Below are 24,254 nucleotides of genomic sequence, written 5' to 3' on the forward strand. Positions count from 1 at the left end.
CCATGTTGAATTGGGAAAATATCTTTGCGACGCGCTCAAGCCGTATGCGTGCATCCGAAATCCGCGAGCTGCTTAAACTCCTGGAGCGGCCGGATATCATCTCTTTTGCAGGCGGCATTCCCGATCCCGCTCTGTTTCCGGATGCCGAATTCAAGCAGGCCTATGCCGATATTTTTTCCGGCCCGACTGTCAATGCAGCGCTGCAATATTCGGTCAGCGAGGGCTACAAGCCGCTGCGCGAATGGCTTGTCGGCCAGATGGGGGCGCTCGGCATTCCCTGCGAGCTCGAAAACGTCTTCATCGTTTCCGGGTCGCAGCAGGGCCTTGATTATCTCGGCAAGCTCTTCCTGTCGCCGAAGGACACGGCGCTTGTGACTGCGCCGACCTATCTCGGCGCATTGCAGGCCTTCAATGCCTATGAGCCGACCTATGACCAGCTGACGCCGAATGGAAACCGCACGCCGGATTCCTATCGCGCCGCGGCTTCGCAGGCCGGCGGCAGGGTGAAATTTGCTTATCTTTCGGCTGATTTTGCCAATCCGACCGGCGAAACGGTCGATCTGGCTGGTCGCAAGACGCTGCTCGACCTTGCCGAAGAGCTCGATATCGCCGTCATTGAGGATGCCGCCTATCAGTCGCTGCGTTATGACGGCGAGCCGGTTGCGCCGATCCTGGCGCTGGAAATCGCCCGCAAGGGCAGCATCAACGACACGCGCACGATCTATTGCGGCAGCTTCTCCAAGACGCTGGCGCCCGGCCTTCGCGTCGGCTTCATCGTCGCCAATGCGCCTGTCATCCGCAAGCTGGTGCTGATGAAGCAGGCTGCCGACCTGCATTCCTCGACCATCAACCAGATCGCCATCCATCAGGTCGCCGAACGCGGTTTTGATGTGCAGGTCGCCAAGATCCGCAAGACCTACAGCCAGCGTCGCGACTGCATGCTGGCGGCGCTTGCGAAATACATGCCCGACGGTACAAGCTGGACGAAGCCGCAAGGCGGCATGTTCGTCTGGATCACCCTGCCGAAGGGTATGGACGGCGCCAAGTTGCTTGCACGGTCTCTCGAAACGGCGAAGGTCGCCTTCGTGCCCGGTCAGGCATTCTTCGCCGACGGTTCTGGCGCGAACACCTTCCGTGTCAGCTTCTCCTGCGCCAATGACGAGATGATCGAAGAGGGCATCTCGCGGCTTGGCAAGCTGATTGCGGGCGAAATCGGAGCAATGGCGGCCTAAGCCGCCACTGCCGTTTTTTTATTTCCCCAGATGCGGGCGGATCAGCGCCAGATCGGCCTCGCTCAGCCGGTCGTTGGCGGTATTGCGCTGATGCCAGTAGGGATACATCAGCGGCTGCAGGCTGACGTCGTCGAGCCGCTTGCGCTCTTCGTCGGTTAGCTTCAGCTCGGCGCTGGCAAGATTGTCCTTGAACTGCGCCTTGGTGCGGCCGCCGATGATGACCGAGGTCACACCCTTGCGGCCGATGAGCCAGGCAAGCGCCACCTGAGCAGCCGAAACGCCGCGACCGTCTGCGATCTCCACCAGTGTATCGACGATGTTCCACAGGCGGTTCTCATCGCGGATCGGCGGTTCCGTCCAGCCAGCGAACTGGCGCGTATCCTCCGGCGTCGCCTGATTGCGGCGATGCTTGCCCGAGAGCAGGCCGCCGGCGATCGGGCTCCAGACGAGAATGCCGAGCCCCTGGTCGATACTAATGGGCACCAGTTCGTTTTCCGCGTCGCGCGCTTCAAGCGTGTAATGAATCTGCTGGCTGACAAAGCGTTCGCGCTTGTCGCGCTCGCTGACGCCAAGCGCCTTCATGATGTGCCAGCCGGAAAAGTTCGAGCAGCCGATGTAGCGGACCTTGCCCTGGCGAACCAATGTGTCGAGCGCTTCCATCGTTTCTTCCAGCGGTGTCTGTCCGTCCCACTCATGCAGCTGGTAGAGGTCGATGACGTCCGTCTTCATGCGCTTCAGGCTCGCCTCACAGGCCTGAATGAGGTGCTGGCGGGAAGAGCCGGCATCGTTGGCGCCCGGCCCCATCGGAAAGCGTGCCTTGGTGGCGATGAGCACGCCGTTCTTGCGGGGGCCGCCAATGATCTCGCCGAGAATTTCTTCCGATGCGCCTTGCGAGTAGACGTCGGCCGTATCGAGTAGATTAACGCCGGCATCTACGCACATGTCGACAAGCTTCTTGGCTTCCTTCACGCCGAGATCGCCGACGGTTTTTGCCCAGCCGACTCCACCGAATGTCATGGTGCCCATGGTGATGGTGGAAACTTTGAGGCCGGAGCGGCCAAGCAGGCGATATTCCATAGATCTATCCTCCTCGATCCCGTCTGAAATACGTGCCTCAGCAAATAGCGCAGGAGTGCCGCGGTCAAGATTCAATCATCATACGAACTGCAATCTATTCAAATTCAACTGTCACAATCATGTTAAGCCCCGCGTTTAGACAACCTCCTACAACCTAGCCGAGGACGTTTCATGAAGATCTTTGTTTCCGCCTTTGCCGGCCTATTGGCCATTGCCCTTTTCTCCGGCAGCGCCAATGCTGCCGATCTCGTCCTCTATACCAGCCAGCCGAATGCCGATGCGCAGGCGACCGTCGATGGCTTCATAGCCGCCAATCCAGGCATCAAGGTCGATTGGGTGCGCGACGGCACGCCGCAGATCATCGCCAAACTGCAGGCCGAAATGCAGGCCGGCGCTCCGGTCGCCGATGTTCTGCTGATCGCCGATACGGTGACGTTGGAGCGCCTGAAGGAAGCCGGCAAGCTGCTCGCCTACAAGTCACCGGAAGCCAAGAACTACGATGCCTCACTCTATGACACCGACGGTTATTATTATTCCACCAAGCTGATCACGACAGGCATCGTCTACAACACCGCCGCCGCAATGAAGCCGGCAAGCTGGCAGGATCTGGTGAAGCCCGAAGCAAAAGGCTTGGTCGCCATGCCGAGCCCGCTTGCCTCGGGCGCCGCTCTCATCCACGCACAGACGCTTGCCGGCGTCGGCAGCCTCGGCTGGGACTACTACAAGAACTTGGCCGAGAATGGTGCGATCGCCTCGGGCGGCAATGGCGCGGTGCTCAAGTCGGTTGCTTCTGGCGAGAAGGCCTATGGCATGATCGTTGACTACATGCCGATTCGCGAAAAGGCCAAGGGCGCCCCGCTGGAGTTCGTCTTCCCGAAGGAGGGCGTTTCGGCCGTCACCGAGCCGGTCGGCATTCTCGCCAGCACGCAGCACGCCGACGCAGCCAAGAAGTTTGTCGATTACGTCCTCTCCGAAAAGGGCCAGGAAGGCTTCTTGAAGCTCGGCTATATTCCGGCTCGCAACGGCACGCTGCTGCCGGAAGGTTTTCCCGCACGTGACAGCATCAAGGTTTTGCCGTTGAATGCAGTCGATGCTCTCAAGAACACGGATCAGGACCTGAAGACCTTCTCCACCTACTTCAAGTCGAAGTAATCCGACCCGGATCTGGAATGTACTCACATGTGCGTCGGGCAAACAGCCAGCCGGCCTGGCTGTTTCCTTTTGTTGTTGCCGTCGTGCTTTTGCTCAGCGTCCTGCCGCTGGCGCGGCTGGCGTTCGTCGGCATCGAGGCGTTGCTCAAAGGCGGCATCTATGAACTCGTCACCGATCCCTCGCTCTGGCGCTCGGCCTGGTACACGATAGAGACAGCTGTGCTTGGCACCGTCGTTTCCGTCTTGCTCGGCTGCCTCTTCGCATTCCTGCTGACATTGACAGATTTGTCAGGCAGGGGATTGCTCGGCTTCCTCTTCGTGCTGCCGATGATGATCCCGCCGCAGGTGACGGCGCTCGCCTGGGTGCAGATGTCAGGACCGTCGAGTCCCTTGCTGAAAGCGTTGCATATCGCGCCGCCGCTCGGCTCGCCGCAGCCGCTCTATTCCGTCGGCGGCATCGCGCTGCTCTATGGCGTTCAGCATGCGCCGCTCGTCTATCTCGCCTTGCGAGCCGGCCTGATGGTGCTGCCGCGCGATGGCGTCGAGGCCGCCAGGCTTTCCGGCGCGTCCGGTCTGCGTGTCTTCCGCGATATCATTCTGCCCTTGTCTCTGCCCGGTGTCATTGCGGGCGCTGCGATCGCCTTTGTCTCCTCGATCGGCAATTTCGGCATTCCGGCGATCCTTGGCATTCCCGCCTCGATCTATACGCTGTCGACCCTGATCTTCACGAAATTCTCCAGCTTCGGGCCGAGGACATTCGGCGATATCGCCGTGCTCTCGACGATGATCGCTGTCATTGCCGTTGTCGGGCTTACCGTACAGGGCAGGGCCTTGAAGGGACGTGATTACCGCGTTATTGGCATTTCCGGCGCGACGGCAGCCTTTTCGCTTGGCCGCTGGCGCTATCTTGCCCTGCCGGTACTCTGCGCCGTCTTGTTCGTCATGCTCGTCGCGCCCTTCCTGGCGCTGGTCGCAGGTGCGCTTGTGCCGGCCTATGGCGTGCCGCTCACCTTCAAGACGGCGTCGCTCAACGCATTTACGGAAATCCTGTTTCGGCAGAGCATAACGCGCACCGCCTTTTCCAATTCACTGTTTCTCGCCGGCATGACAGCTTGTGGTCTCCTGCTGGTGACAGTGCTCACCGCCTATACACTCACGCGGCGCAAGGACGCGCTCAGCCGCATCGTTGGCGGCATGATCGAGATTCCCTATGCGCTTCCAGGCATCATCATCGCCGTCTGCTTCATTCTGGTATTCGCAGCACCCTTGCCGATCCTCAACGTCACCCTTTACGGAACGATCTGGATCATTCTGCTTGCCTATTTCTCCGCCTATTTCGCCGTCAGCCTGAAGCCGGTTATGAGCGCTTTCCTGCAGCTCGATCCAGCACTGGAAGAGGCGGCACGGCTTTCCGGAGCCGGCTTCTTCCGCCGCTTGGCCGATATCATCGTGCCGCTGATCGCGCCGGCGGCGGGCGCATCCGTGATCCTCGTTTTTCTCATCGCCTGCAACGAACTCACTGTTTCGGCACTGCTCTGGTCGGCCGGCACGCAGACGCTCGGCGTCGTCATCTACAATCTCGACGATGGCGGCAGCGCCGACCTTGCCTCGGCGACGTCGGTCATCGTCATTGCCATGGTCGTTATCATGATGGTGCTTCTGGAAATCATGGCCAAGCACCTGCCGAAGGGAGTGGTGCCTTGGCGAAGCTGATCCTCAATCATGTCAGCAAGGATTTCGGCACGGGCGGTCGCGCCGCCGTCAACGCCTTGTCGCTCCACGTACGGGAGGGCGGCTTCCTTGCGCTGCTCGGCCCCTCCGGCTGCGGCAAGACGACTGTGCTCAGAATGATCGCCGGCTTCGAGCAGCCGACCGATGGTTCCATCCATCTCGGCGAACGGCTGCTGGCGGATGCGGCGAGCATGTTGCCGCCCGAACGACGCAACATGGCGATGGTATTTCAATCCTACGCGCTCTGGCCGCATATGAACGTCGCGGACAATGTCGGTTATCCACTCAAGGTGCGCGGCGTCTCCGGCGAGCACTACCGAGAGAAGGTGCGCGAGGCCTTGGCGACGGTGCGTCTTTGCGATTATGCCGAACGCCGTCCCGCCGATCTCTCCGGCGGCCAGCGCCAGCGTGTGGCACTGGCTCGCTGCCTGGTGACATCGCCCGATGTCGTGCTGCTCGATGAACCGCTCGCCAATCTCGACCGTCACTTAAAGAAGGAGATGGAGGAGACCTTTCGCGAGTTTCACCAGCGCTCGGGCGCAACCATGGTCTATGTCACGCATGACCAGAGCGAAGCGATGGCGCTTGCGACCGATGTTGCCGTCATGTCGGAAGGGCGGCTGCTGCAGGTGGCGCCGCCGGCGGAGATCTATGCGCGCCCTGAAGGTAAAATGGTCGGCGGCTTGGTCGGGCAGGGCGCCGTCCTGTCGCTCGCTTTTCCCGACGGCGGTCCGCGCAGCATCGATTGGCCGTTCTTCCGAGGCTTGTGGGAGAATCGGGCAGGTGGCTCGGCCAGCGCGGATATTCTCGTGCGGCCGGAGGACGTGGTTGTCGATGGCGAGGGCATTTCATGCCGTGTCGATTCCGTTCTCTATGAGGGCGAGCGCTATGCTCTGAGGCTGTCGATGCCGGACGGGCAGCTGCTGCGCGCCTTTAGCCGCGAGGCCGTCGCCGCGGGTGACGACTACCGGGTCGCCATCCGCTCGGCCTGGCGGCTTTGATCGGGCAGGGGACAAGATGGTTGTTCCCTGCCGCCTCCTATGCTTGATTTGCTCTAGGTTACGGATGGGAGTCGCGCATGTCCGATCATAGCTTTCCGATTTTCGATCTCGGCGCCTTCGAGGCGGCTGGTCATGAGGAGAAAAAGCGGCTCGGTGCGGAGGTGGATCAGATATGCCGCTCGACCGGCTTTCTGGCGATTGCCAACCACGGCATTGCGAACGCCGTGATCGCCGAGGTCTGGAGGAAAACGCAGGCCTTCTTCGATCTGCCGCCCGAGGTGAAGCAGCGCGCCAAAACGCTCTATCCCGGCTATCCCTACGGCTATCTCGGACCGGGCACCGAAGCGCTGGCAAAATCGCGTAATGTCGACACACCGCCGGACCTGAAGGAGAGCTTCAATGGCGGCCCACTTTCCGTTCCCGCAGGCATGAGCGATCCGGAAGCGCTCGGCTTCTGCTATGCCGCCACCATCTGGCCGGAAGAACCTGATGGATTTGTGGAGGCATGGAAGGCTTATTATCGGGCGATGGAGGATCTGGCGGCGCGCATCATGCGCGTATTTGCCACCGCGCTCGGTCTCGATGAACATTTCTTCGATCCTCACGTCGATGCCCCGATCAGTGCGATGAGGGCGCTGAACTATCCCGAGCAGCATGTGCCACCGCAGCCGGGCCAGCTTCGCGCCGGCGCGCATACCGATTACGGCAGCTTGACGATCCTTCTGCCTCAGCCTGGATCAAAGGGCCTTGAGATCATCGCTCCTGATGGCAATTGGACGCCGGTGCCGCCGGTGGAGGGTGCTTTTGTCATCAACATCGGCGACCTGATGGCGCTCTGGACCAATGATCGCTGGGTTTCCACAGTGCATCGCGTCGTCAATCCGCCGCCGGAGGACGGCGGCATGCAGCGGCGGCAATCCCTTGCCTTCTTCCATCAACCGAACTGGTTTGCCGAGATCGCCTGCCTGCCATCATGCCTGAAGGACGGTGAGGAGCCGAAATATGCACCTGTTCTTTCCGGCCCGTATCTGATGGGCAAGTTCAAATCGACTGTCACAGCCAAAGCCGGATGACGAGAATATAATAAGCCGGCTCACATTCTTTTTAAACTGGAATGCTTTATGTCCCTGCGCCTTGCGACTTTCAATGTCGAAAACCTTCTGACCCGTTTTGATTACACTGGTTTTCGCAACCAGTTGCGCCAGGATCGCGTTCTACAACTCTTCGATGTCCGCAATGAAGAGATCTATCAGCAGCTGGAAGCGGCGCGCGTGATTGCGGCGACCGACGACACCAGGCAGATGACGGCGCTTGCGATTGCGGATGCCGATGCTGACATTATCTGCCTACAGGAGGTGGACAACATGGCGGCGCTGCAGGCTTTCGAATATGGTTATCTCTATCGCATGGTCGGCAACGGCTATCGGCAGAAATTCCTAATCGAAGGCAATGACAGCCGCGGCATCGATGTCGCCGTGATGATGCGCGAGGAGACGCGCGACGGACAACCGATCGTCCTCAACGATATCAAGAGTCACGCTATGGTGACATATGGCAATTTCGGCCTTTTTAACGATGAGCTTGCGGCGCTTGGCCTTCGTTCGGAAGACAAGATCTTCAAGCGCGATTGCCTGGAGCTGTATCTCCACATTGGCGGCGTGCCGTTTTCGCTTTATGTGATCCATCTGAAATCGATGGGGCCGGTACGTGAAGGCGTGGAAGGACGTCATGCGACCATGCCGATCCGCCGAGCCGAGACCATGGCAGTTCGCCGCATTATCGAAGATCGTTTCGGTGCCGGGCGCACGGCGACCAAGAATTTCGCCATATGCGGCGATATGAATGACTATCAGGAATGGGTCGATGTCATCGGCACACGCCGCACCGGCTATCGCTTCGAACCGCGCGGCGAGGAGAAGGGCAGCGCGCTCGACGTCTTCAGCCATGACGGTTTCGCCGAAAACGTCATGCGGCGGCGCGACGAGCTTGACCGCTGGACACTTTATCACGCCCGTGGACCACAGGAGCAACGGCTCTGCCAACTCGATTATATCTGGCTCTCTCCGGCGCTGGCTCGCGCTAATGCAACGCGCATGCCCGATATCATCCGCTCGGGCCAGCCCTTCCGTACTATTTTCCCACCGGGGCAGGAGGTAGAGCGCTACCCACGCGTCGGCTGGGACAGGCCGAAGGCCTCCGACCATTGCCCCGTCGTCATGACATTGGATTTGATATGAGTGTTTCAGAACTGAAGAGCGATATGGCCGGCTGGCCGCCGGAAGCCACCGTATTTCCCATCTCCAGCATCGACCTCGCCGTTTTTCCCGGCGACCATCCCTTTCATCTTCGGGAACGGGAGGCTGCGCAGAAGAACTGGGCAAAGGAAATCGCCGCCAACCCAGCTCTCTTTGATGGCCGCATGGTGTTTCAGCACCGGCTGTCGATTGTTGATGGCGCTGTGAAGGGGGAAGCCTATGTGACGCCATTCTCGACGTTCCTTTGGTGGCGAAAGCAAAAGGAGCGGCAAGGCGGCTTTCACCTTTTCGCATTTCCAGTGGCGGTATCTTTCGACGGTGCGATCATCGCAATCCGCATGTCGCCGCATACGGCTAATCCCGGCCAGGTCTATTGCGCTGCCGGATCGCTAGATGAGAGCGATATCATTGGCGGGCACGCCGATGTCGCGAGCAATATGCGGCGAGAGGTTCTGGAGGAAACAGGTCTGGACCTGGACGACGCGATTGCTGACCCTCAATACTACGCCAGCCATATAAACCGTTCGGTCACGCTCTTCCGTGTTTTCCGCTTTCCCTGGACGGCTGAGGATATGTTGCGGCGGATCGAGGCACATATACTGGTTTCCGAAGAGGATGAAGTCGACGGTGTGGTCGCCATTCGCTCGGCCGATCCCGCCGCGCATCATTACAGCATAGCGATGCTGCCCATTCTTGCGTGGTTCTTCGGAGGCAGTAGATAGCTCTTGGGCTTGCGCTGAGGTCGCTTGCCGGTATGAATAGTTAAGTCTGGAAGCGTGATGGAGGCCAGATTGGCACGCAGCTACAGTGTCTATGATGTGTTCACCGACAACAAACTGGCTGGTAATCCACTGGCGATCATCTTCGATGCCGAGGGACTGAGCGACGAGGCGATGCAGGCGATCGCCAGGGAGATGAACCTTTCCGAGACGGTCTTCGTGCTGCCGGCGCAGAATCCCGCCCATACGGCAAACCTGCGCATATTCACGCCCGGTCGCGAACTGCCTTTTGCCGGGCATCCGACAGTCGGCACGGCAATCGCCTTGGCGGAGAAGGCCCATGCCAATCATGGCGGCGATCTCGATCTCGTTTCCGTTCTTGACGAGCGTGTCGGACCGGTGCGCTGCGCCATCAAGCTGCGACAGAATAAGGCTAGTTTTGCCGAGTTCGATCTGCCGAAGAAGTCGCAGGAGATCCTGCTGCCGCTCGACAGGGCAGATATCGCCAACGCACTCAGCCTGAAGATCACCGAGATCGGTTTCGAGAACCATGTTCCCTCCATCTGGAGTGCCGGCGTGCCGTTTCTTTTGGTGCCGGTGCACGATGTTGGCGCCGCTGAAAGGCTGGAATTCGATCTGCAGCTTTGGGAAAAAACGGTGCCCTTCGTCGACGGAGCACTCGCCTCGGCTTTCATTTATTGCCGCGGTGGCGTCAATCATGTTGCCAAATTCCACGCACGCATGTTCCCCGTGGGAATGGGTATCGTCGAGGACCCAGCGACAGGCGCTGCGGTGGCGGCGCTATCCGGTGCGATCAATCAATTCGACGCCCTGCCGGATGGGCATCATCCTGTCGTCATAGAGCAGGGCATCGAGATGGGACGGCCATCGCTGATTCACCTTCACCTCGATATCAATGGCGGCCTAATCGCCAATGCCCGCATCGGCGGCCAGGCAGTGCGTGTTGCTTCAGGAATTCTTGAGCTTTGATTTTATTGAGTTTTAGGCGGCCTCTGAAATTTTTTTGACAAAAAAACAAAGAAAATTCGTCTGGCCGCTGGACAATCAAACCGATCCTATTTATATGCCCGGTCACGCCGCCAGCAAGCGGTACGGGTGATTAGCTCAGTTGGTAGAGCAGCTGACTCTTAATCAGCGGGTCGTAGGTTCGAGCCCTACATCACCCACCAAAAACTCCTTGAAAACGCTAGATAATTCGAAACGTCTCGAGGTTTTCGGTTGCGCGGTTTTCAACGCGTTAATGTGCGGAGGGCATTGCGGCATACGCCATATGCACTCCTGCGGTCCCTCGCCCAATTGAGCAGAGGTGGACGATATTTTCCCCCAGCAGGGCTCATCGCTCTAGTCGGATAGCCTACCCAACAGAAGCCCGGTAAAGAAGCCGAGGAGCGCCGTCACAAGCAGAACGGAGCTGGTGGCCGTCGGATTTTCCCTTGCGACCTGCACGACGTTTCGGCCCTCGGAACGAGCATGGTCAGCTATAGTCGCAACTTTGACCTTTGCTGAAGAGAGAGCCTCGTCGGTACGATCCGAAGCGCTATCGATCCGCTTTGCCAAGTCGGTGGAGAGCCTATCGATCTGGCTGCGGAGTTCATCGATCTGAGCCTTGATATCCTTGTCCAGCGTGACGCCGGCCATGGTGTCCTCCTTGATAGCGAGTCAGTTCTTTCGAGAACGAACGGGGGCTTGCTTTGGTTCCGCCTCCGGTTGAACGACGTTTTTCGCAGTTGGGCAAGTTTTGAAACGGCGACGGAACGATCGATACGCCAATGGCTTCAGCGCAGATGCAGCAGGAACGCTGTTGGCGCGGTTACCGACATTGTGAAAAGAAATAGGGAAAGCCCATATTTCAGTCTTCGCACGCGGCGCGTCTTGATGCCGTCCCAGTCGTATCCCATAAGTATATCCTCTTTGCTTTATGTTTTATTGATGCTGAGAAATATCCCAGGAATTGTTTGCCCGAAGCTTGTGAATTGCCTTTCGGAAAAATGAATAGGTACATTGAATTATACAATTATGTGATGCACGTTGCGTTTCATTATTGCTGGTATAACCAGGCAGGGTCACTCTTAAACTTGAATGGGTAGGTTCGGATCCTGGTTCGGATCTTGCGTGATCTAAAATCTCTGATTTGACTGAATATTAAGCCCGGGCGCTGCTGCAATTTCCTCGGGACGCTGACCTAGATGAGGCTCAAGATGACTTGGACTTTAAACGGGAAGAGGCTCATCGCGCAGCGCCCGTTCCGCTAAGCTGCCAGCGGAGCTGCCCCATGATTGAACCATGCTCAAAATAACGTCCGACACGTTTTGCCAGACGGCGTTAACTATCAACTTCAACGGCACATAATCAGTGCTTCTTATGTCCGCCCTCCATGACGCTGAATACGAAGATAGCGGCCAGAATCACCATCAGCGTATAATCGAAGGCGGAGAGCAGGCGAAGCAGTTCCATGATGTTTCTCCTCCCGTAGAGAACACGAACCAGAACAACCGCTAGTATGTTCCTCCAGCGGGCATGTGCCAAGTTTTTTGCATCCTGCGGTGCAAAAACAATGTTGTGCAAAGCACAAATAACCACTTGTTTCCAAATGTATATCAGCGATGTATTGATTGCGTCTGGTCGCAGAGAAGGCGAGCGCGCGCGGCAATCGTATTGTCAACAAATTTTGTAGAGTATAGCATCGCCTCCAAGATAAGTCCGATCGCCCAACCCTTGCAGAATTCCCGTGGTGATCGATCTGGAGGGAGTTGGCTATTGACCCTTGACTCTGACCATCAGGCACGTGACCTGCCCGTTGTCGTTATCATCGGCGGTGGCGTTTCGGGAACCGGGGTTGCCTTTCATCTGCTGCAGCGACAGTCGCTACGGGCTGGGCAAGTCTTCATATTCGAGCCGCGGGAGCGTTTGGGGGCTGGGCTCGCTTACGATACACGGGATCTCGCCCATCGCATCAATGTGCCTGCGGCGAGGATGAGCCTGCTGCCGGACGACATCGAGCATTTTCAGCGCTGGCTGCTGGAGCATAATGCACTTGCCGATGATGATGCGGCGGTTGCCGTCGATGGTAGTCTTTTTCCGCGACGTTCCGTTTTCGGGAGCTATATCAACAGCATGATCCGTCCCTTCGCCGAGAACGGGCGGCTCCGCCACGTCAGGCAGAGCGTCGAGCGTGTCCAGAGGACGGGCGGCCGCTGGGCGGTGACCGGTGCTGGCGGCGAGCGCGTGGATGCGGATATTCTCGTCATCGCCACAAGCCATCCGTCGCCTTTGCCGCCGCAGGTGTTGCGGGATGTGCTTGCCCATCATCCGCGCTTTGTTGCCGATCCGACGCGCCCGGATGCGCTTTCGGCCATCCGCGCCGATGATCGCGTTCTGGTCGTCGGCAATGGCTTGACCTCGGCCGATGTCATTGCCTCACTCGAGCTGAGAGGACATAAGGGGCCAGTCACCGCGATATCCCGACGTGGCCTTCGTTCGCGCGGTCATGCGGCGGTCAAGCAGGACGCAGTCGGTGATTTTACCAGTCAGCCGTCAAAGACAGCGGTTGAGCTTCTGCGTAGCGTGAGGGCCGCCATCCGGCAGGCCGAAGGTGAAGCTCTGAGCTGGCATGCTGTTATCGATCAGGTGAGGACGCAGGGGCGGCAAATCTGGCAGGCGCTTTCGATCGAGGAGCGACGCCGGCTGGTACGGCATTTGAGGCCGTTTTGGGATGTGCATCGTTTCCGTGTTGCGCCGCAGGTTGAAGCTGCCAGCGAACGGGCACTCGCGAATGGCAGGCTTGAAGTGCTGGCGGCTTCGGTTGCGGAGGCTAGCATTGCTGATGATGTCATCGATTGCCGGTTGCGATTGAGCCGTTCAGAACGTTTCGTGAGAAGGCAGTTCGATGCGGTCGTCGTCACCACGGGTCCGGGACACCGGGGCATTCTGCAGTCCCAAGCCTGGATCGAGGAGCTGTCGAAATCCGGGTATCTTGCGTTGGACCCGGCCCGCTTGGGATTTTCCTGCGATACACAATCACGCGCCTTGGCGGCCGACGGGACGGTGGTACCGTCTCTATTTATCTCCGGCCCGCTTGCACGCGGAACCTTCGGCGAATTGATGGGATTGCCCGAGGTAGTCGAGCATGCCGTTCTCGTGGCCGACCAGGTGGCTGGCGCAATCGCCAGCTACAGCCGCGGACCAGCCAAGGCATATCTGGACAGTAGTGCCGCCTGAAATCCAAGAAAAGCCGCAAAATCGTTGCTCAGACGATACATTTGCCTAAATTTACTCATATAAACTATACAATTTGTGAGTTACTATCTTGTTCCCAGGAGATTGCGGGGTTACTTCCGCAGTCCCGTGCTGACAGGATCGGCCCGTTGAGTCTCTTTCGAGCCATGCCGGGTTTTCAACAATTGACTTTGCAGTAAAGCGGACGGCGATGCTTACGAAAAAAGGAAAATACGGACTGAAGGCGCTGGTGGATCTCGCACGCCTCGGCCCGGGTGAAACCGCGTTCATCAACGATATCGCGCTACGCAACAATATTCCAAAGAAGTTTCTCGATACCATCCTGCTCGAGTTGCGAAACGCCGGCGTGCTGCGTTCGAAGAAGGGGCCAGGCGGCGGCTATTCGCTGTCGCGTCCCGCATCGGAAATCCGCATCGGCCACGTCATCCGTACGCTGGACGGTCCGCTGGCTCCTATCCGCTGCGCCAGCCGCACGGCCTATGAAGCCTGCGACGACTGTTCCGATCCGGAGCGCTGCCAGGTACGACGCTCGATGACCGAGGTGCGTGACGCGATTGCCGAGATTCTCGATAACATGTCGCTGGAACAATTCGTCGCCGGTGGCGCCGATTTCGAAGCCCCGGAACGGGAAGATCGACGCGCGTCTCATACCGCTTGATTTTCGACCCGCCTTGGCTTTTCAAGGCAACCAACTCTTCAGTGGCTTGACGTCATTGAGGTGGTAGTTGCCGACGATGTGGTATTTCTGGCGGGCCGGTTCATGCAGCGTATGGATGCGGGCGTTGCGCCAATGGCGGTCGAGGTTAAGGCCGATGCCTGCGGAGGCCGTGCCGGCAAGCTCGAACAGCGTATTTGCTGCCTCCATCGCAATATCAGCCGTCATGGTCTGGGCCGCTGCCACCGAGAGCGCAGCATCGATGACGTGGTCTTCCGTGAGATTGATCTGCGCCGCGTCGATCTTGCCGCCAGCCCGTTCCACCGTTGCCGCTGCCGCCTCGATGCGGACGGCAATTTCGCCGATTCTCGTTACGATCAGCGTATCATTCACGGTTCGTCCATCCCTGTCGCTTTCCCCCGGGTGAGAACGAGCCCGCACGAACTCGATGGTCGCTGCCAGAGCGGATCTGGCGATACCAAGATTGATTCCGGCGCGTGTGAGTTGGTTTACGCAATCGATCACCGTCGGCTCGGCTAATTTTTCTCGGTCTGCCAGCAGGGTATCTGCGTCAAGATAGACATTATGCAATATGACCGTGCCGTTTCCAGAGGTGCGTTGACCAAAACCGTCCCAGTCGTCGATGATTTGGATGCCCTCCGTATTTCTTGGCACGACAGCGGCCATCATTCCCTTGCGTTTATCCGCCGCAAATAGCGCGACCCACTCCGAAAAGAGAATACTGGCGGAAGGCCGGCTACGTCCGTTGAGGCGGAAGCCAGGGCCGTCTGATATCAGATGCCAGGAGTGCTGGTCGGCGCCGCTTGCATCGGCCTCGGAAAAGATACTGCCGAAACGATCGCCGACGATGGCGCGATCGAAAAGGGCCGCCCGTTGGTCTTCGCCGCCACCAATTCTCACCGCTTCCAGCACATGAAAATGCGTCTGCAATATCTGCGCGATGGAAGGATCGGCCTCCGCGAGGATGGCGATGACTTCGGCGAGAACACTGTTCGAAATGTCGATGCCGCCATGTTCCGAAGGCGCGGAAATTCCAAGCAACCCCGACTGGGATAGAGCCTCGACTTCGTCATAGGGCAGGATGCGGTTGATATCGCGGTCGCTCGCCTGTTGGGCAAAGGCTGCGGCCAGCGAGCGCGCAATATCGAGCGCCTCCTCTTCGCTTTGAACGCGATGGGCAGGCGGCCTGACGCGTTCATGCAATTGGGAAACAGTCCCCATTCGTCACTCCTCGGTCAGCGCCAGCTCGGCTCATCAAGGTGTGGCAAATCAGCGAGATGCTGATTTCCATAGATGGAGCGTATAGCGGCTTTACTGGCGTATTCGCATCGCACCCTTTCCGTATAATAGGCGCCGGCGGTAAAATTGTAAGCGCTCGACCCATATCAGTCAGGTCGAATAATGAATTCGGCGCCTTTCCCATGCCATTCCATGCACAAGGAAAGCGGCGTTGAAATCTGATCTTAGCGCTCGGAATCGCTTTCCTTTTTGCCGATTCAAACCAAGGCGGGGCATGAAAAAAGCAGCCAGCCGCATGATGTTTTCAAGCCGCATGATCGCCGATCCGACGCTGCCCGAAGAAGAAAGCGCTTGCTAGAGGCGCATTTTCGCGCTTTCATATACGACTAAATAAGTAGACAATGACAATAATCATGCTGCCTGATCGCTTCAAGAAGCAATGGCGGACGATTGCAGGCATCGGATATTGAACCGAGTTGGACCTGCCTGTCGCACCCTTCTTTCGTTGGAGAAGATGGGTGGAATTTTGAGACCCGAAGCGGCTCTTGTGCGTTTGTCAGCCCCCGTTCTTCGGTGTCGAACGTGAAATCAGAGTTTGAGTTCGGGCATTAAGTGACAAGCCCAGGAAAGGCATGATCGACCACCTCTGGCCCCAGGAGTTGATATGACGGTTCAGGGATTCTTTTCCGCCAGGACGAATGCGGCGGCGTCGGCTTACGTGATGCCTCGAATTGCCGTGATCGGACGTGGCTTTTCCGGAATGATGATGGCAATTGCCCTGTTGAAGACAGTGCGCTTTCCTTTCCATCTCCAGCTTTTCGATCCCAATTCCAGTGTCAGCGGCGGTCAGGCGCTCGCCTCGGGACACAGCAGCGAAATCCTCAACAGCCGCGTTCGCGATCTTTCCGTCTCTGCCGGCGATCCCGATGATTTCAATCAATGGCTCTCCGGCAACGCGCCCTTCCGCAGCGCCGTCCCTGCCGCCATACCGGGTTTCCTGCAGATCTTCGTGCCGAAGAGCATTTTTAGCGACTACGTCTACCAGCGCTTTTCGGAAGCCTTCTCATCACGGCGCGATGTGGCGGTGCAGGTTAGCAGCGAGACGGTCTTCGGCCTTCGGCGTGTTCGCGGCGGTCGTTTCGTGGTGGAGAGTGACGGTGCCAGCAACGCACCGTTCGATATGGTGGTGCTGGCAACGGGTTACGGCATCGCCGATCGGGAGGGGCAGGCCGGTGATCTCGTCAGTGTCCCGACGACCGTTCGTGCGCGCCGCCTAGTGTCGCGGCCGCATACGATCCTGCTGGGAAGCGGGCTGCGCGTGGTCGATCGGCTGCTGCAAATGCGCGAAAACGGCTATACGGGGCAGATTACCATCGTTTCGCGGCGGGGCTTTCTGCCGCAGAGCCATACGCGCAACAATGCCGACCCGGTTTTCCCTGCCGATCAGATGCCCGACAAACTGAGCGAAATCGTTCGCTTCATTCGGCGTGCCTGCGAGGAGGCGGAGGCGAACGGGCAGAGCTGGCAGTCCGTCATGAACGGTTTGCGCAAGCATGCCCGATCGCTATGGCGATCTTTGCCGGCCGGTCAGAAGCAGCAGTTCAACCGTCATCTGCGGGCGCTCTATGATAGTCATCGCAATCGGCTGCCCGAAGCCCTGCATGTTCGCCTCAATCAGGAGTTGGCTGAGGGCAACACGCTGTTGCGGCGCGGTCATTTCATCCGGCGGACGCCGACAGGGCTGGTTTTGAGGCCCGCGGGACGGCAGGAGACCGAGCAGCTTTATGCCGATGATGTGATCGATTGTCGGTGCCAGGCGCCCGATCTGAATGCTCCGTTGCTGCGCAGCCTCATCGATGCCGGCCTTGCGGTGCCGGACGAGCTCGGCCTTGGACTTGCCGTCGATGCCGCAGGTGCGCTCGAGGTCAATGGGCGTTCGACGGAGGGTCTCTTTGCTATCGGTCCTCTCGGGCTTGGAAGTCTTCCGGATATCGATCTCGTGCCCGAGATCGTGACGCAAGCCTATGCGGCCGCAGAAAGCGTAGCCGAGCGTTTTCATCCGCAATGCAAGGCGGTCTGACCACTCGCTAGCTTTTCCCCTTCGCGAGCAAGACGGCGAGGCATTTGATTCGCTAAGAATATGGCGTGGCGGCGGAATTGCGGCTTGCCACTGGCGCCGATCAAGGCGTCACCTGCACCCTAATTGCCGAGCGCGTATAATCTGTCATTGCCAAGGTGGTTTCCCGGCCTATTTGCGCGCTGGCAATGGTCCGCGCGATAGGTCATGTCCAATATGAGGCGGCGTTACCAGGTTTTGAGCGAGGTTCCGGAGAGGATAAGGGCGTGGAATGCCTTCGTGTCGCCTTTCTTTGTCTTACAAGGCGTACGCGTAAAGACTATGGAATTCGCAATCATATTATAGGACAACTCGGGTCTCCATTTTTACGGCGATTTCGATCATCCATTGGCTGCGACTTCATGTGCAACGAGGAGCTCTGCTTGCGCCCGCTGAAATCTCGTCTTTTTCTATTGCCTGTTTTGCTGCTGAGATTGGCTGTGTTTGCCATCGTCAGTCCGCTGGGAGGCGGGGATGCTTTCGCGCAGGATCAGCAGCCGGCTCAGCCATCGCAGCAAACGGATCAACAGCCCGGACAGCTCGCCAATGGGCTGTTGGATACGGCCGTTGCCGATCTTGGCAAGGCAAAGAAGACCTACGCATCGCTTCAGGAGGCGGCGAAGCAGGCAGCATCGGACGACGAGACACTCGTGGCGCTCTCCGGCCAGGTTGATGAACTCAATCGCACCACTGCTGCTATTTCCGCACGCCTGAAGCCCCGTACTGCCGAAATCGATGCGCGCCTGACCCAACTCGGTGCCGCCCCCAAGGAGGGCCAGCCGCCAGAGGCGCCGATCGTCACGCAAGAGCGCGACAGGCTCAACGCCGAACGCTCGCAGATCAGCGCCGTGATCCTCGATGCAGACAATCTGACCGCGGAAAGCAACCGGCTTTCGATGCAATTCATGGAGATGCGTCGAAAGTTGTTTGCCGAGACGCTGTTCAAGCGGACGGAGATTTCCACGGCGACATTCGACGATGCGGGGGCCGCTCTGGTCGATGAGGGTGTCAAGTTCAGTACCGCCGTGACGAGTTGGATCGGTTTCGCGCTCAAGGCCAAGCTTGCCTCGCTTCTGGCCGCCGTCTGCCTGTCGATCGGCGCCGCACTGTTATTTCTTGTCGGGGGTTACCGGCTGTTCCGCCGCTACTACGTGCAGGACGAGTCTGTCGAGAATCCGCCCTATATCAGCCGGCTCTCCGTTGCCTTCTGGTCGACCCTCATCCGCACGCTGTCGCTGGCGGCTTTTCTCGTCACATCCTTTTTCTTCCTCTCGAATTTCAATGTGTTGCGGCCTGATATCGCGCCGATACTGGCGGCAGTCTTCGGCTTCATCGGCCTCGTCTATTTCGTCGGTCGCCTCAGCAATGCCGTCTTCGCGCCGTTCCGGCCGCATTGGCGCCTGGTCAAGCTGTCGAACAAGGGGGCGCATTCGCTCACCTGGTGTCTGCAGGCCATGGCTGTCGTCAACGGGCTGGACTACGTCTTCGACCGCATCAGTGAGTCCATGGGATCGCCGGTCGTCGTTACGGTGGTCAAGAGCTTCCTGGCGGCACTGCTGATCGGCCTCATCCTGATTGCGGCCTCCTTCGGCTCGCCGATGCTGGCCAAGAATGGCGATCCGGATGCGCCGGGCCGCCATTGGCCGCATGGCATGGCGATCATTCTCCGCGGTCTCGGCATATTGGTGATCTTCATCTCGTTCATCGGCTATGTCGGGCTGGCCCGCTTCATGGCAACGCAGATGATCGTGACCAGCGCCGTCATCGCGACCATGTATCTCGGCTTTCAGCTCGGCAAGGCCGTATCCAAGCAAGGCGTTTTTGCCGAGACGATCATCGGCCGCTTTCTGGAAAATCGCCTGAAGCTGCGTGAAGTGGCGCTCGATCAGGCCGGTCTTGCAGCTGGGCTTGCGACCTACGCTGTCGCGCTGCTGACCGGCATTCCGCTGATTCTCCTCTCTTGGGGTTTCCATATCCAGGATCTGGAAACCTTTGCCTACCGGCTCTTTACCGAGATCAAGATCGGCAACATGTCGATCTCGCTGCTTGGGATTTTTGTCGGCATCCTGCTGTTTGCGGGCGGCTATCTGGTCACGCGCTGGTTCCAGCGGTGGCTCGACAGCAATGTCATGGCGCGCGGACAGGTGGATTTGGGTGTCCGCAACTCGGTGAGAACAGGCATCGGCTATCTGGGCATAGCATTGGCGGCGATCTTTGCCATTTCCGCTGCCGGCATCGATTTGTCCAGCCTGGCACTCGTCGCCAGTGCCCTCTCGGTCGGTATCGGTTTCGGCCTGCAGAATATCGTGTCGAATTTCGTCTCAGGCCTGATCCTGCTGGTCGAGCGGCCGTTCAAGGTCGGCGACTGGATCGTCTCGGGCACATCGGAAGGCATCGTCAAGCGCATCTCGGTGCGCGCGACCGAGATCGAGACCTTCCGCAAGCAGTCCATCATCGTGCCGAACTCCGAACTCATCAACGCGTCACTCGGCAACTGGACGCATCGCAACAGGCTCGCCCGTTCTGAAATCCCCGTATCCGTCAGCTATGATGCCGATCCGCGCAAGGTGATGGATATCCTACTGGAGCTGGTGCGCTCGGTCCCGAAGGTTCTCAGGAATCCGGAGCCACATGTGGAGTTCCTGCGTTTCGGTCCATCGTCGCTTGATTTCGAGATGCGCTTCTATCTGTCCGATCTCTCCGACGGCATGGAGATCCGCAACAATCTGCGCATCGAAATCCTGAAGCGTTTCAAGGAGGAGGGGATTTCGATTCCTTATCCTCATCAGGAGCTGCACATCGTTCGTGACGGCAGGAGAGGCAGGCAGCTGGATGCTACGGCGGACGCACTGATAGATTCTGCCGACGGGCCTGAGGCCGAGGATGACATTCAGGAAAGCTCCGCTGCTTCGTCCAGCGAAGATAAGGCGCCTGAGGCAAAGGCGGCGAGCCGGCGTCGTGGCCAGACTGCTGCGGAGTAAGTTGCGCACAGACAAATCGTCGCCTGTGTGCTCCAACTGGAAGCTTTTAGCCGACGTCTCACAAGGACAACGCGCTGCCGAAAAGATCGCGCCTTGAGTGGCGCCGTCCGACCAACATAGTTTTCTTCATTTGCGGGAAACCAATCGACTTAATAAATACGCAAAGGCTTTGTTTTAAAACAATACAGAGGGGATCATTTTCAAAAAGCAGGTTTTCATTATGCCATTTCTGGGTGTTTCGGGGATGCAATATTCCGGCGCGTCTCTTGCCGGCTCGCGCATTCTTCTCGTCGAGGACTCCAATCTCTTTACATCGATGGTCAGGGGCAAGCTGAAGGAGCTTCTGGATATCGACGTCGAGATCTGCCGCAATTTCGAAGAGCTGCAGCTCGCCTACGACAAGTCGTCGGAGCCGATCAAGCTGGCGATCTCCAATATGAATCTCCCAGGAGCCGAGAAGGGCGAAGCTCTGGCCTACTTGCTCGATCTCAGCATTCCGACGATCGCCTTCACGGGTACTTTCCTCGAAGGTACGCGCGACGAGCTGATCGCCAAGGACGTGGTGGATTATATTCTCAAGGACAATGTCTTTGCCGTGGATATGCTGGCGGAATCGATCTGCCGCTTTCTGACCAACCACCGTCACCACGTTCTCATCGTTGACGACAGCGCAACTGCACGCGCTTTGCTGTCCAGCCGGCTGAAGCGCTACAATTTCCGCGTCAGCGTTGCTGAGAATGGCGCCAAGGCGCTCCAAATCCTCAAGGCCAGCCCGGATATCGGTCTTATGGTCACGGACTACAATATGCCCGACATGGACGGATTCGAGCTGACACGGCGCATCCGTGCGACCACCGGCTCCCATGAGCTTCGCATTATCGGCGTCTCCTCATCCAACAACCGGCTGCTTTCCGCTCGTTTCCTCAAAGCGGGCGGCAATGATTTCATTCTGCGGCCATTCATCGACGAGGAGTTCTACTGCCGCGTGAATCAGAATCTCGACACGCTGCTGCAGATTCAGTCGGCTCAGCCGCCCGCCAGGGGGATACGGGCCGGCTAATATCGGCTGAAATAATCCCAAGAAAGTGAGGAAAAATCACTTTTATGTAAATCTCCGCAATCAGCGGTTCCAATTTTTTCACGAATCCTGTTCAGGATACGTGCAAGACGGTTTGGCAGACCTGCAATTGACTGAATATTCATACACCTGACGGTGTGGGAGGAATTGACGGGAAATGGTACTGCGTGCAGGAAACATTGACGGCGGCATCGGTCACCGCGATGGCAGCCAGAAAATACTTCTGGTTGAGGATTCGCGCATGTTTTCCGCGGTGCTGTCGCATCGGTTCGAAACCGAGCTCGGTCTTGCCGTCATCCATTGCTCTTCATTGAAAGTGCTGAACGAGATACTGGCAGAGGCGGAACGCAGCTTCACGATGGCGGTGATCGACCTGAACCTTCCGGACGCTGCGCATGGAGAAGCCCTGGACGTTGCCGTCGCTCATGACATTCCCACCATCGTCTTCACGGCGTCTTTCGACATGGCGACGCGCAATCGCATCATGGAGCGCAATGTCGTCGACTATGTGCTCAAGGATGGCGAGTTCGCCCTCGACAATCTCGTCTCCTCCGTCCGGCGCGCCATCGCCAATCGGTCTGTCCGCGTTATGGTTGTCGACGATGTGCCTTCGGCACGGAAAATGCTGACGGATTTGCTGCACGCTCAGCAATTCAAGGTCGCCGAAGCCGGCACGGGTATCGAAGCCCTGGCAATGCTCGAGACATTCGACGACATCGAAATCGTCGTCACCGATTATAATATGCCTGACATGAACGGGCACGAACTGACCCGCCGCATCCGTCACCGCTATGGCTCGGATCGGATGCGGATCATCGGCATCTCGTCTTCAAACGATCGTTTGCTGTCTGCGACATTCCTGAAGGCGGGCGCCAGCGATTTCATCTATCGGCCCTTCGTTCAGGAGGAGCTGCAATGCCGCATCGCATTAAATGTCGAGACGCTGTCGCAGTTGAAGCAATTGCGTGCGGCAGCGGCAAGCGACTATCTGACCGGGCTCTATAACAGGCGCTATTTTTATGATCATGGCCCGCGTCTGGTCAATGAATGCCTGCGCCGCCAGCGTCCGAGCTCTGTTGCCATTCTCGATATCGATCATTTCAAGCATCTGAACGATACTTATGGGCACGAGATCGGAGACCAGGTGCTGAAGGCCGTTGCCAGCAGGCTTCACGGGCTCTTGGAGGGCACGGATAATCTGCTCTCCCGCCTTGGCGGCGAGGAGTTCGCCATTCTGTTTGCGGAAATGAATTCGCGTGCGGCAACCGCGCTGTGCGATGAGGTCCGCCTCAGCTTGGCCGGCCTGAAGGTTCTTGCCGACGATGAAGAGCTTTCGGTGACGGTTTCCATAGGCGTGGCGGAGATTGCCGGCTACGAATCCTTCGACAACTATCTCAACGCCGCGGACCAGTTTCTCTACATGGCGAAGCACAATGGCCGAAACCAGGTCTATTCCGATTTTAAGATGACCCAGGAGGCAGCTCAGTAAGCCGCCTGCCATCATTTGCTTGCTTTGATTTCCGCCACTCTCAGACGACAATACCGGTCCGGTTGGTCGACATGGTCAGCTTGCGCTCCGCGCGCTCCTGCTGTGGCGAGCGATTGTAGAGTTCGCGATAACACTTGGAGAAGTGCGAGGCGGAGACGAAGCCGCAGGCGACCGCTACTTCGACGACCGGCATGGAGGATTGCACCAGCAGATGCCGGGCGCGATCCAGGCGAATTTCAAGATAGTAACGAGCCGGAGAGCGCCCCATTTCCTGCCGGAACAAGCGTTCGATCTGCCGGCGCGACAGGCCGGCATCGTCGGCAATTTCCAGCAGCGACAGCGGCTCGGCGAGGTTGCTTTCCATCAGCTCGATGATCGACAGGACCTTCGAGTTCTGCACGCCGAGACGCGCGCGCAGCGGCAGGCGCTGACGATCGTGCGGACTGCGCACGCGATCGGTCAGCTGCTGCTCGCAGACGCGGTTGACGAGGTTTTCGCCAAAGTCCTGACCGATGAGGTTCAGCATCATGTCGAGCGAGGCGGTGCCGCCGGCGCAGGTGTAGAGATTGCTGTCGACCTCGTAGAGATCGGCGTAGACTTCCGCCTGCGGGAAGGTTTCAGAAAAGCCCGGCAAGTTTTCCCAATGGATCGCACAGCGCTTGCCGTTCAGCAGGCCCGCCTGAGCAAGCACATGGGCGCCCGTACAGAGGCTGCCGACGGCGACGCCGCGATTGTATGTCTCACGCAGCCAGGCATTGACCGACTTGTTGTGGAACTCTTCGACATAGATGCCGGAACAGACCAGCACCATGTTCGGGCGGTTCTCGCCGCCCAGATAACGGCGCTCATCGGTGAGGGAGGAGTTGACCTCCAACCCGATGCCGCTGGACGAATAGACTTTCTGCCCGTCCGTCGAGGCAAGCCGCCATGTATAGGCGGGATAGCCCAGCATGCGATTGGCAATCCGCAGCGTCTCGATCGCCGCGGAAAACGGCAGCATGGTGAAATGCGGAACAAGGAAGAAAACCAGGGAGCGTGTCTTGATCGGGGTCTTGCTCATGTCGTGAAAATCCATGTTCCAGGGCCGTTACGTATTCCTTGCGTCAAAAACGTCGGCCCGATGGTCTATAAGCGACATTGGCATGGATAATCGCGGCCGCAAAGCGATATTTGCGTCTACTCTGAAAAATACGGCTGTGAAGGACGGAAGCGAAGGAGAGGCGAGCAATATGCTCAGGCGGCGAAATATATT

The 24,254-nt window shown here is 58.3% G+C and carries 20 protein-coding genes and 1 tRNA gene; 16 read left to right on the forward strand and 5 right to left on the reverse strand.

Going from position 1 to position 24,254, the window contains the following annotated elements; all coding sequences use genetic code 11:
* The first annotated feature begins 2 nt into the window (after positions 1-2).
* Entirely contained in the window at positions 3-1,232 is a 1,230-nt protein-coding gene (locus ACYJRZ_RS03630) for an aminotransferase-like domain-containing protein (protein ID WP_459456163.1), read from the forward strand.
* An 18-nt stretch (positions 1,233-1,250) separates the two neighbouring features.
* Here ACYJRZ_RS03630 and ACYJRZ_RS03635 read toward each other — a convergent pair whose 3' ends face one another.
* A complete protein-coding gene (locus ACYJRZ_RS03635) occupies positions 1,251-2,309 on the reverse strand; it encodes an aldo/keto reductase (protein WP_459456165.1) in 1,059 nt (352 codons plus the stop codon).
* Positions 2,310-2,480: 171 nt separating this feature from the next.
* Here ACYJRZ_RS03635 and ACYJRZ_RS03640 point away from each other — a divergent pair, with 171 nt between their 5' ends.
* The 8 genes from ACYJRZ_RS03640 to ACYJRZ_RS03675 all read left to right on the forward strand — a co-directional run bounded on the left by ACYJRZ_RS03640 (position 2,481) and on the right by ACYJRZ_RS03675 (position 10,356).
* Entirely contained in the window at positions 2,481-3,461 is a 981-nt protein-coding gene (locus tag ACYJRZ_RS03640) for an ABC transporter substrate-binding protein (protein WP_459456167.1), read from the forward strand.
* 17 nt (positions 3,462-3,478) lie between these two features.
* A complete protein-coding gene (locus ACYJRZ_RS03645; protein ID WP_459456169.1) occupies positions 3,479-5,173 on the forward strand; it encodes an ABC transporter permease in 1,695 nt (564 codons plus the stop codon).
* Positions 5,161-6,192 carry an ABC transporter ATP-binding protein gene (locus ACYJRZ_RS03650; RefSeq protein ID WP_459456171.1) on the forward strand — a complete coding sequence of 344 codons (1,032 nt, stop codon included), beginning with the start codon at positions 5,161-5,163 and terminating at the stop codon, positions 6,190-6,192. The genes ACYJRZ_RS03645 and ACYJRZ_RS03650 overlap by 13 nt, the downstream gene beginning before the upstream one ends.
* Before the next feature lie 77 nt (positions 6,193-6,269).
* Complete coding sequence (locus ACYJRZ_RS03655; protein ID WP_459456173.1) at positions 6,270-7,265, forward strand: isopenicillin N synthase family dioxygenase; 996 nt, start codon at positions 6,270-6,272, stop codon at positions 7,263-7,265.
* A 48-nt stretch (positions 7,266-7,313) separates the two neighbouring features.
* A complete protein-coding gene (locus ACYJRZ_RS03660) occupies positions 7,314-8,429 on the forward strand; it encodes an endonuclease/exonuclease/phosphatase family protein (RefSeq protein ID WP_459456175.1) in 1,116 nt (371 codons plus the stop codon).
* Positions 8,426-9,169 (forward strand): NUDIX hydrolase, encoded by a 744-nt coding sequence (locus ACYJRZ_RS03665; protein WP_459456177.1) that lies wholly within the window; start codon positions 8,426-8,428, stop codon positions 9,167-9,169. Before ACYJRZ_RS03660 ends, ACYJRZ_RS03665 begins: the two co-directional genes overlap by 4 nt.
* Before the next feature lie 69 nt (positions 9,170-9,238).
* Positions 9,239-10,156 (forward strand): PhzF family phenazine biosynthesis protein, encoded by a 918-nt coding sequence (locus ACYJRZ_RS03670; protein WP_459456179.1) that lies wholly within the window; start codon positions 9,239-9,241, stop codon positions 10,154-10,156.
* A 124-nt stretch (positions 10,157-10,280) separates the two neighbouring features.
* A tRNA-Lys gene (locus ACYJRZ_RS03675) sits at positions 10,281-10,356 on the forward strand.
* Positions 10,357-10,528: 172 nt separating this feature from the next.
* Here ACYJRZ_RS03675 and ACYJRZ_RS03680 read toward each other — a convergent pair.
* Both ACYJRZ_RS03680 and ACYJRZ_RS03685 read right to left on the reverse strand, forming a co-directional pair.
* Positions 10,529-10,825 carry a hypothetical protein gene (locus ACYJRZ_RS03680; RefSeq protein ID WP_459456181.1) on the reverse strand — a complete coding sequence of 99 codons (297 nt, stop codon included), beginning with the start codon at positions 10,823-10,825 and terminating at the stop codon, positions 10,529-10,531.
* A gap of 137 nt (positions 10,826-10,962) precedes the next feature.
* A complete protein-coding gene (locus ACYJRZ_RS03685) occupies positions 10,963-11,085 on the reverse strand; it encodes a hypothetical protein (protein WP_459456183.1) in 123 nt (40 codons plus the stop codon).
* Between the two features lie 859 nt (positions 11,086-11,944).
* Between ACYJRZ_RS03685 and ACYJRZ_RS03690 the strand changes: the two genes are divergently transcribed.
* Complete coding sequence (locus ACYJRZ_RS03690) at positions 11,945-13,405, forward strand: FAD/NAD(P)-binding protein (protein ID WP_459456185.1); 1,461 nt, start codon at positions 11,945-11,947, stop codon at positions 13,403-13,405.
* Positions 13,406-13,613: 208 nt separating this feature from the next.
* Positions 13,614-14,081: an RrF2 family transcriptional regulator gene (locus tag ACYJRZ_RS03695; protein WP_459456187.1), complete on the forward strand. Its 468-nt coding sequence runs from the start codon at positions 13,614-13,616 to the stop codon at positions 14,079-14,081.
* Between the two features lie 21 nt (positions 14,082-14,102).
* Here the strand turns inward: ACYJRZ_RS03695 and ACYJRZ_RS03700 are convergent, their stop codons facing one another.
* Positions 14,103-15,320 carry an SfnB family sulfur acquisition oxidoreductase gene (locus ACYJRZ_RS03700; RefSeq protein WP_459456189.1) on the reverse strand — a complete coding sequence of 406 codons (1,218 nt, stop codon included), beginning with the start codon at positions 15,318-15,320 and terminating at the stop codon, positions 14,103-14,105.
* Between the two features lie 229 nt (positions 15,321-15,549).
* Here ACYJRZ_RS03700 and ACYJRZ_RS03705 point away from each other — a divergent pair, with 229 nt between their 5' ends.
* The 5 genes from ACYJRZ_RS03705 (at position 15,550) to ACYJRZ_RS03725 (ending at position 23,002) form a co-directional block, all read left to right on the forward strand.
* Positions 15,550-15,696 carry a hypothetical protein gene (locus tag ACYJRZ_RS03705; RefSeq protein ID WP_459456191.1) on the forward strand — a complete coding sequence of 49 codons (147 nt, stop codon included), beginning with the start codon at positions 15,550-15,552 and terminating at the stop codon, positions 15,694-15,696.
* 306 nt (positions 15,697-16,002) lie between these two features.
* On the forward strand, positions 16,003-17,418 hold the full coding sequence (locus ACYJRZ_RS03710; protein ID WP_459456193.1) for an FAD/NAD(P)-binding protein: 1,416 nt from the start codon (positions 16,003-16,005) through the stop codon (positions 17,416-17,418).
* A gap of 419 nt (positions 17,419-17,837) precedes the next feature.
* The gene (locus ACYJRZ_RS03715) at positions 17,838-20,435 is read left to right on the forward strand and encodes a mechanosensitive ion channel family protein (RefSeq protein ID WP_459456195.1); all 2,598 of its coding nucleotides are present in this window, start codon (positions 17,838-17,840) and stop codon (positions 20,433-20,435) included.
* 220 nt (positions 20,436-20,655) lie between these two features.
* Entirely contained in the window at positions 20,656-21,495 is an 840-nt protein-coding gene (locus ACYJRZ_RS03720; RefSeq protein ID WP_459456197.1) for a response regulator, read from the forward strand.
* A gap of 175 nt (positions 21,496-21,670) precedes the next feature.
* Positions 21,671-23,002, forward strand: a complete 1,332-nt coding sequence (locus tag ACYJRZ_RS03725) for a diguanylate cyclase (protein WP_459456199.1) — start codon at positions 21,671-21,673, stop codon at positions 23,000-23,002.
* A gap of 40 nt (positions 23,003-23,042) precedes the next feature.
* Here ACYJRZ_RS03725 and ACYJRZ_RS03730 read toward each other — a convergent pair whose 3' ends face one another.
* On the reverse strand, positions 23,043-24,062 hold the full coding sequence (locus ACYJRZ_RS03730) for a GlxA family transcriptional regulator (protein WP_348627044.1): 1,020 nt from the start codon (positions 24,060-24,062) through the stop codon (positions 23,043-23,045).
* Positions 24,063-24,254 lie beyond the last annotated feature (192 nt).

The sequence above is a fragment of the Rhizobium sp. No.120 genome (assembly GCF_054558365.1).

Bases quoted from the DNA above. Each gene is read 5' to 3' on its own strand.
- ACYJRZ_RS03730 (WP_348627044.1), bottom strand. From the start codon at position 24,062: ATGAGCAAGACCCCGATCAAGACACGCTCCCTGGTTTTCTTCCTTGTT.
- ACYJRZ_RS03700 (WP_459456189.1), bottom strand. From the start codon at position 15,320: ATGGGGACTGTTTCCCAATTGCATGAACGCGTCAGGCCGCCTGCCCAT.
- ACYJRZ_RS03660 (WP_459456175.1), top strand. From the start codon at position 7,314: ATGTCCCTGCGCCTTGCGACTTTCAATGTCGAAAACCTTCTGACCCGT.
- ACYJRZ_RS03640 (WP_459456167.1), top strand. From the start codon at position 2,481: ATGAAGATCTTTGTTTCCGCCTTTGCCGGCCTATTGGCCATTGCCCTT.
- ACYJRZ_RS03655 (WP_459456173.1), top strand. From the start codon at position 6,270: ATGTCCGATCATAGCTTTCCGATTTTCGATCTCGGCGCCTTCGAGGCG.
- ACYJRZ_RS03695 (WP_459456187.1), top strand. From the start codon at position 13,614: ATGCTTACGAAAAAAGGAAAATACGGACTGAAGGCGCTGGTGGATCTC.
- ACYJRZ_RS03710 (WP_459456193.1), top strand. From the start codon at position 16,003: ATGACGGTTCAGGGATTCTTTTCCGCCAGGACGAATGCGGCGGCGTCG.
- ACYJRZ_RS03630 (WP_459456163.1), top strand. From the start codon at position 3: ATGTTGAATTGGGAAAATATCTTTGCGACGCGCTCAAGCCGTATGCGT.
- ACYJRZ_RS03685 (WP_459456183.1), bottom strand. From the start codon at position 11,085: ATGGGATACGACTGGGACGGCATCAAGACGCGCCGCGTGCGAAGACTG.
- ACYJRZ_RS03725 (WP_459456199.1), top strand. From the start codon at position 21,671: ATGGTACTGCGTGCAGGAAACATTGACGGCGGCATCGGTCACCGCGAT.
- ACYJRZ_RS03720 (WP_459456197.1), top strand. From the start codon at position 20,656: ATGCCATTTCTGGGTGTTTCGGGGATGCAATATTCCGGCGCGTCTCTT.
- ACYJRZ_RS03645 (WP_459456169.1), top strand. From the start codon at position 3,479: ATGTACTCACATGTGCGTCGGGCAAACAGCCAGCCGGCCTGGCTGTTT.
- ACYJRZ_RS03665 (WP_459456177.1), top strand. From the start codon at position 8,426: ATGAGTGTTTCAGAACTGAAGAGCGATATGGCCGGCTGGCCGCCGGAA.
- ACYJRZ_RS03680 (WP_459456181.1), bottom strand. From the start codon at position 10,825: ATGGCCGGCGTCACGCTGGACAAGGATATCAAGGCTCAGATCGATGAA.
- ACYJRZ_RS03635 (WP_459456165.1), bottom strand. From the start codon at position 2,309: ATGGAATATCGCCTGCTTGGCCGCTCCGGCCTCAAAGTTTCCACCATC.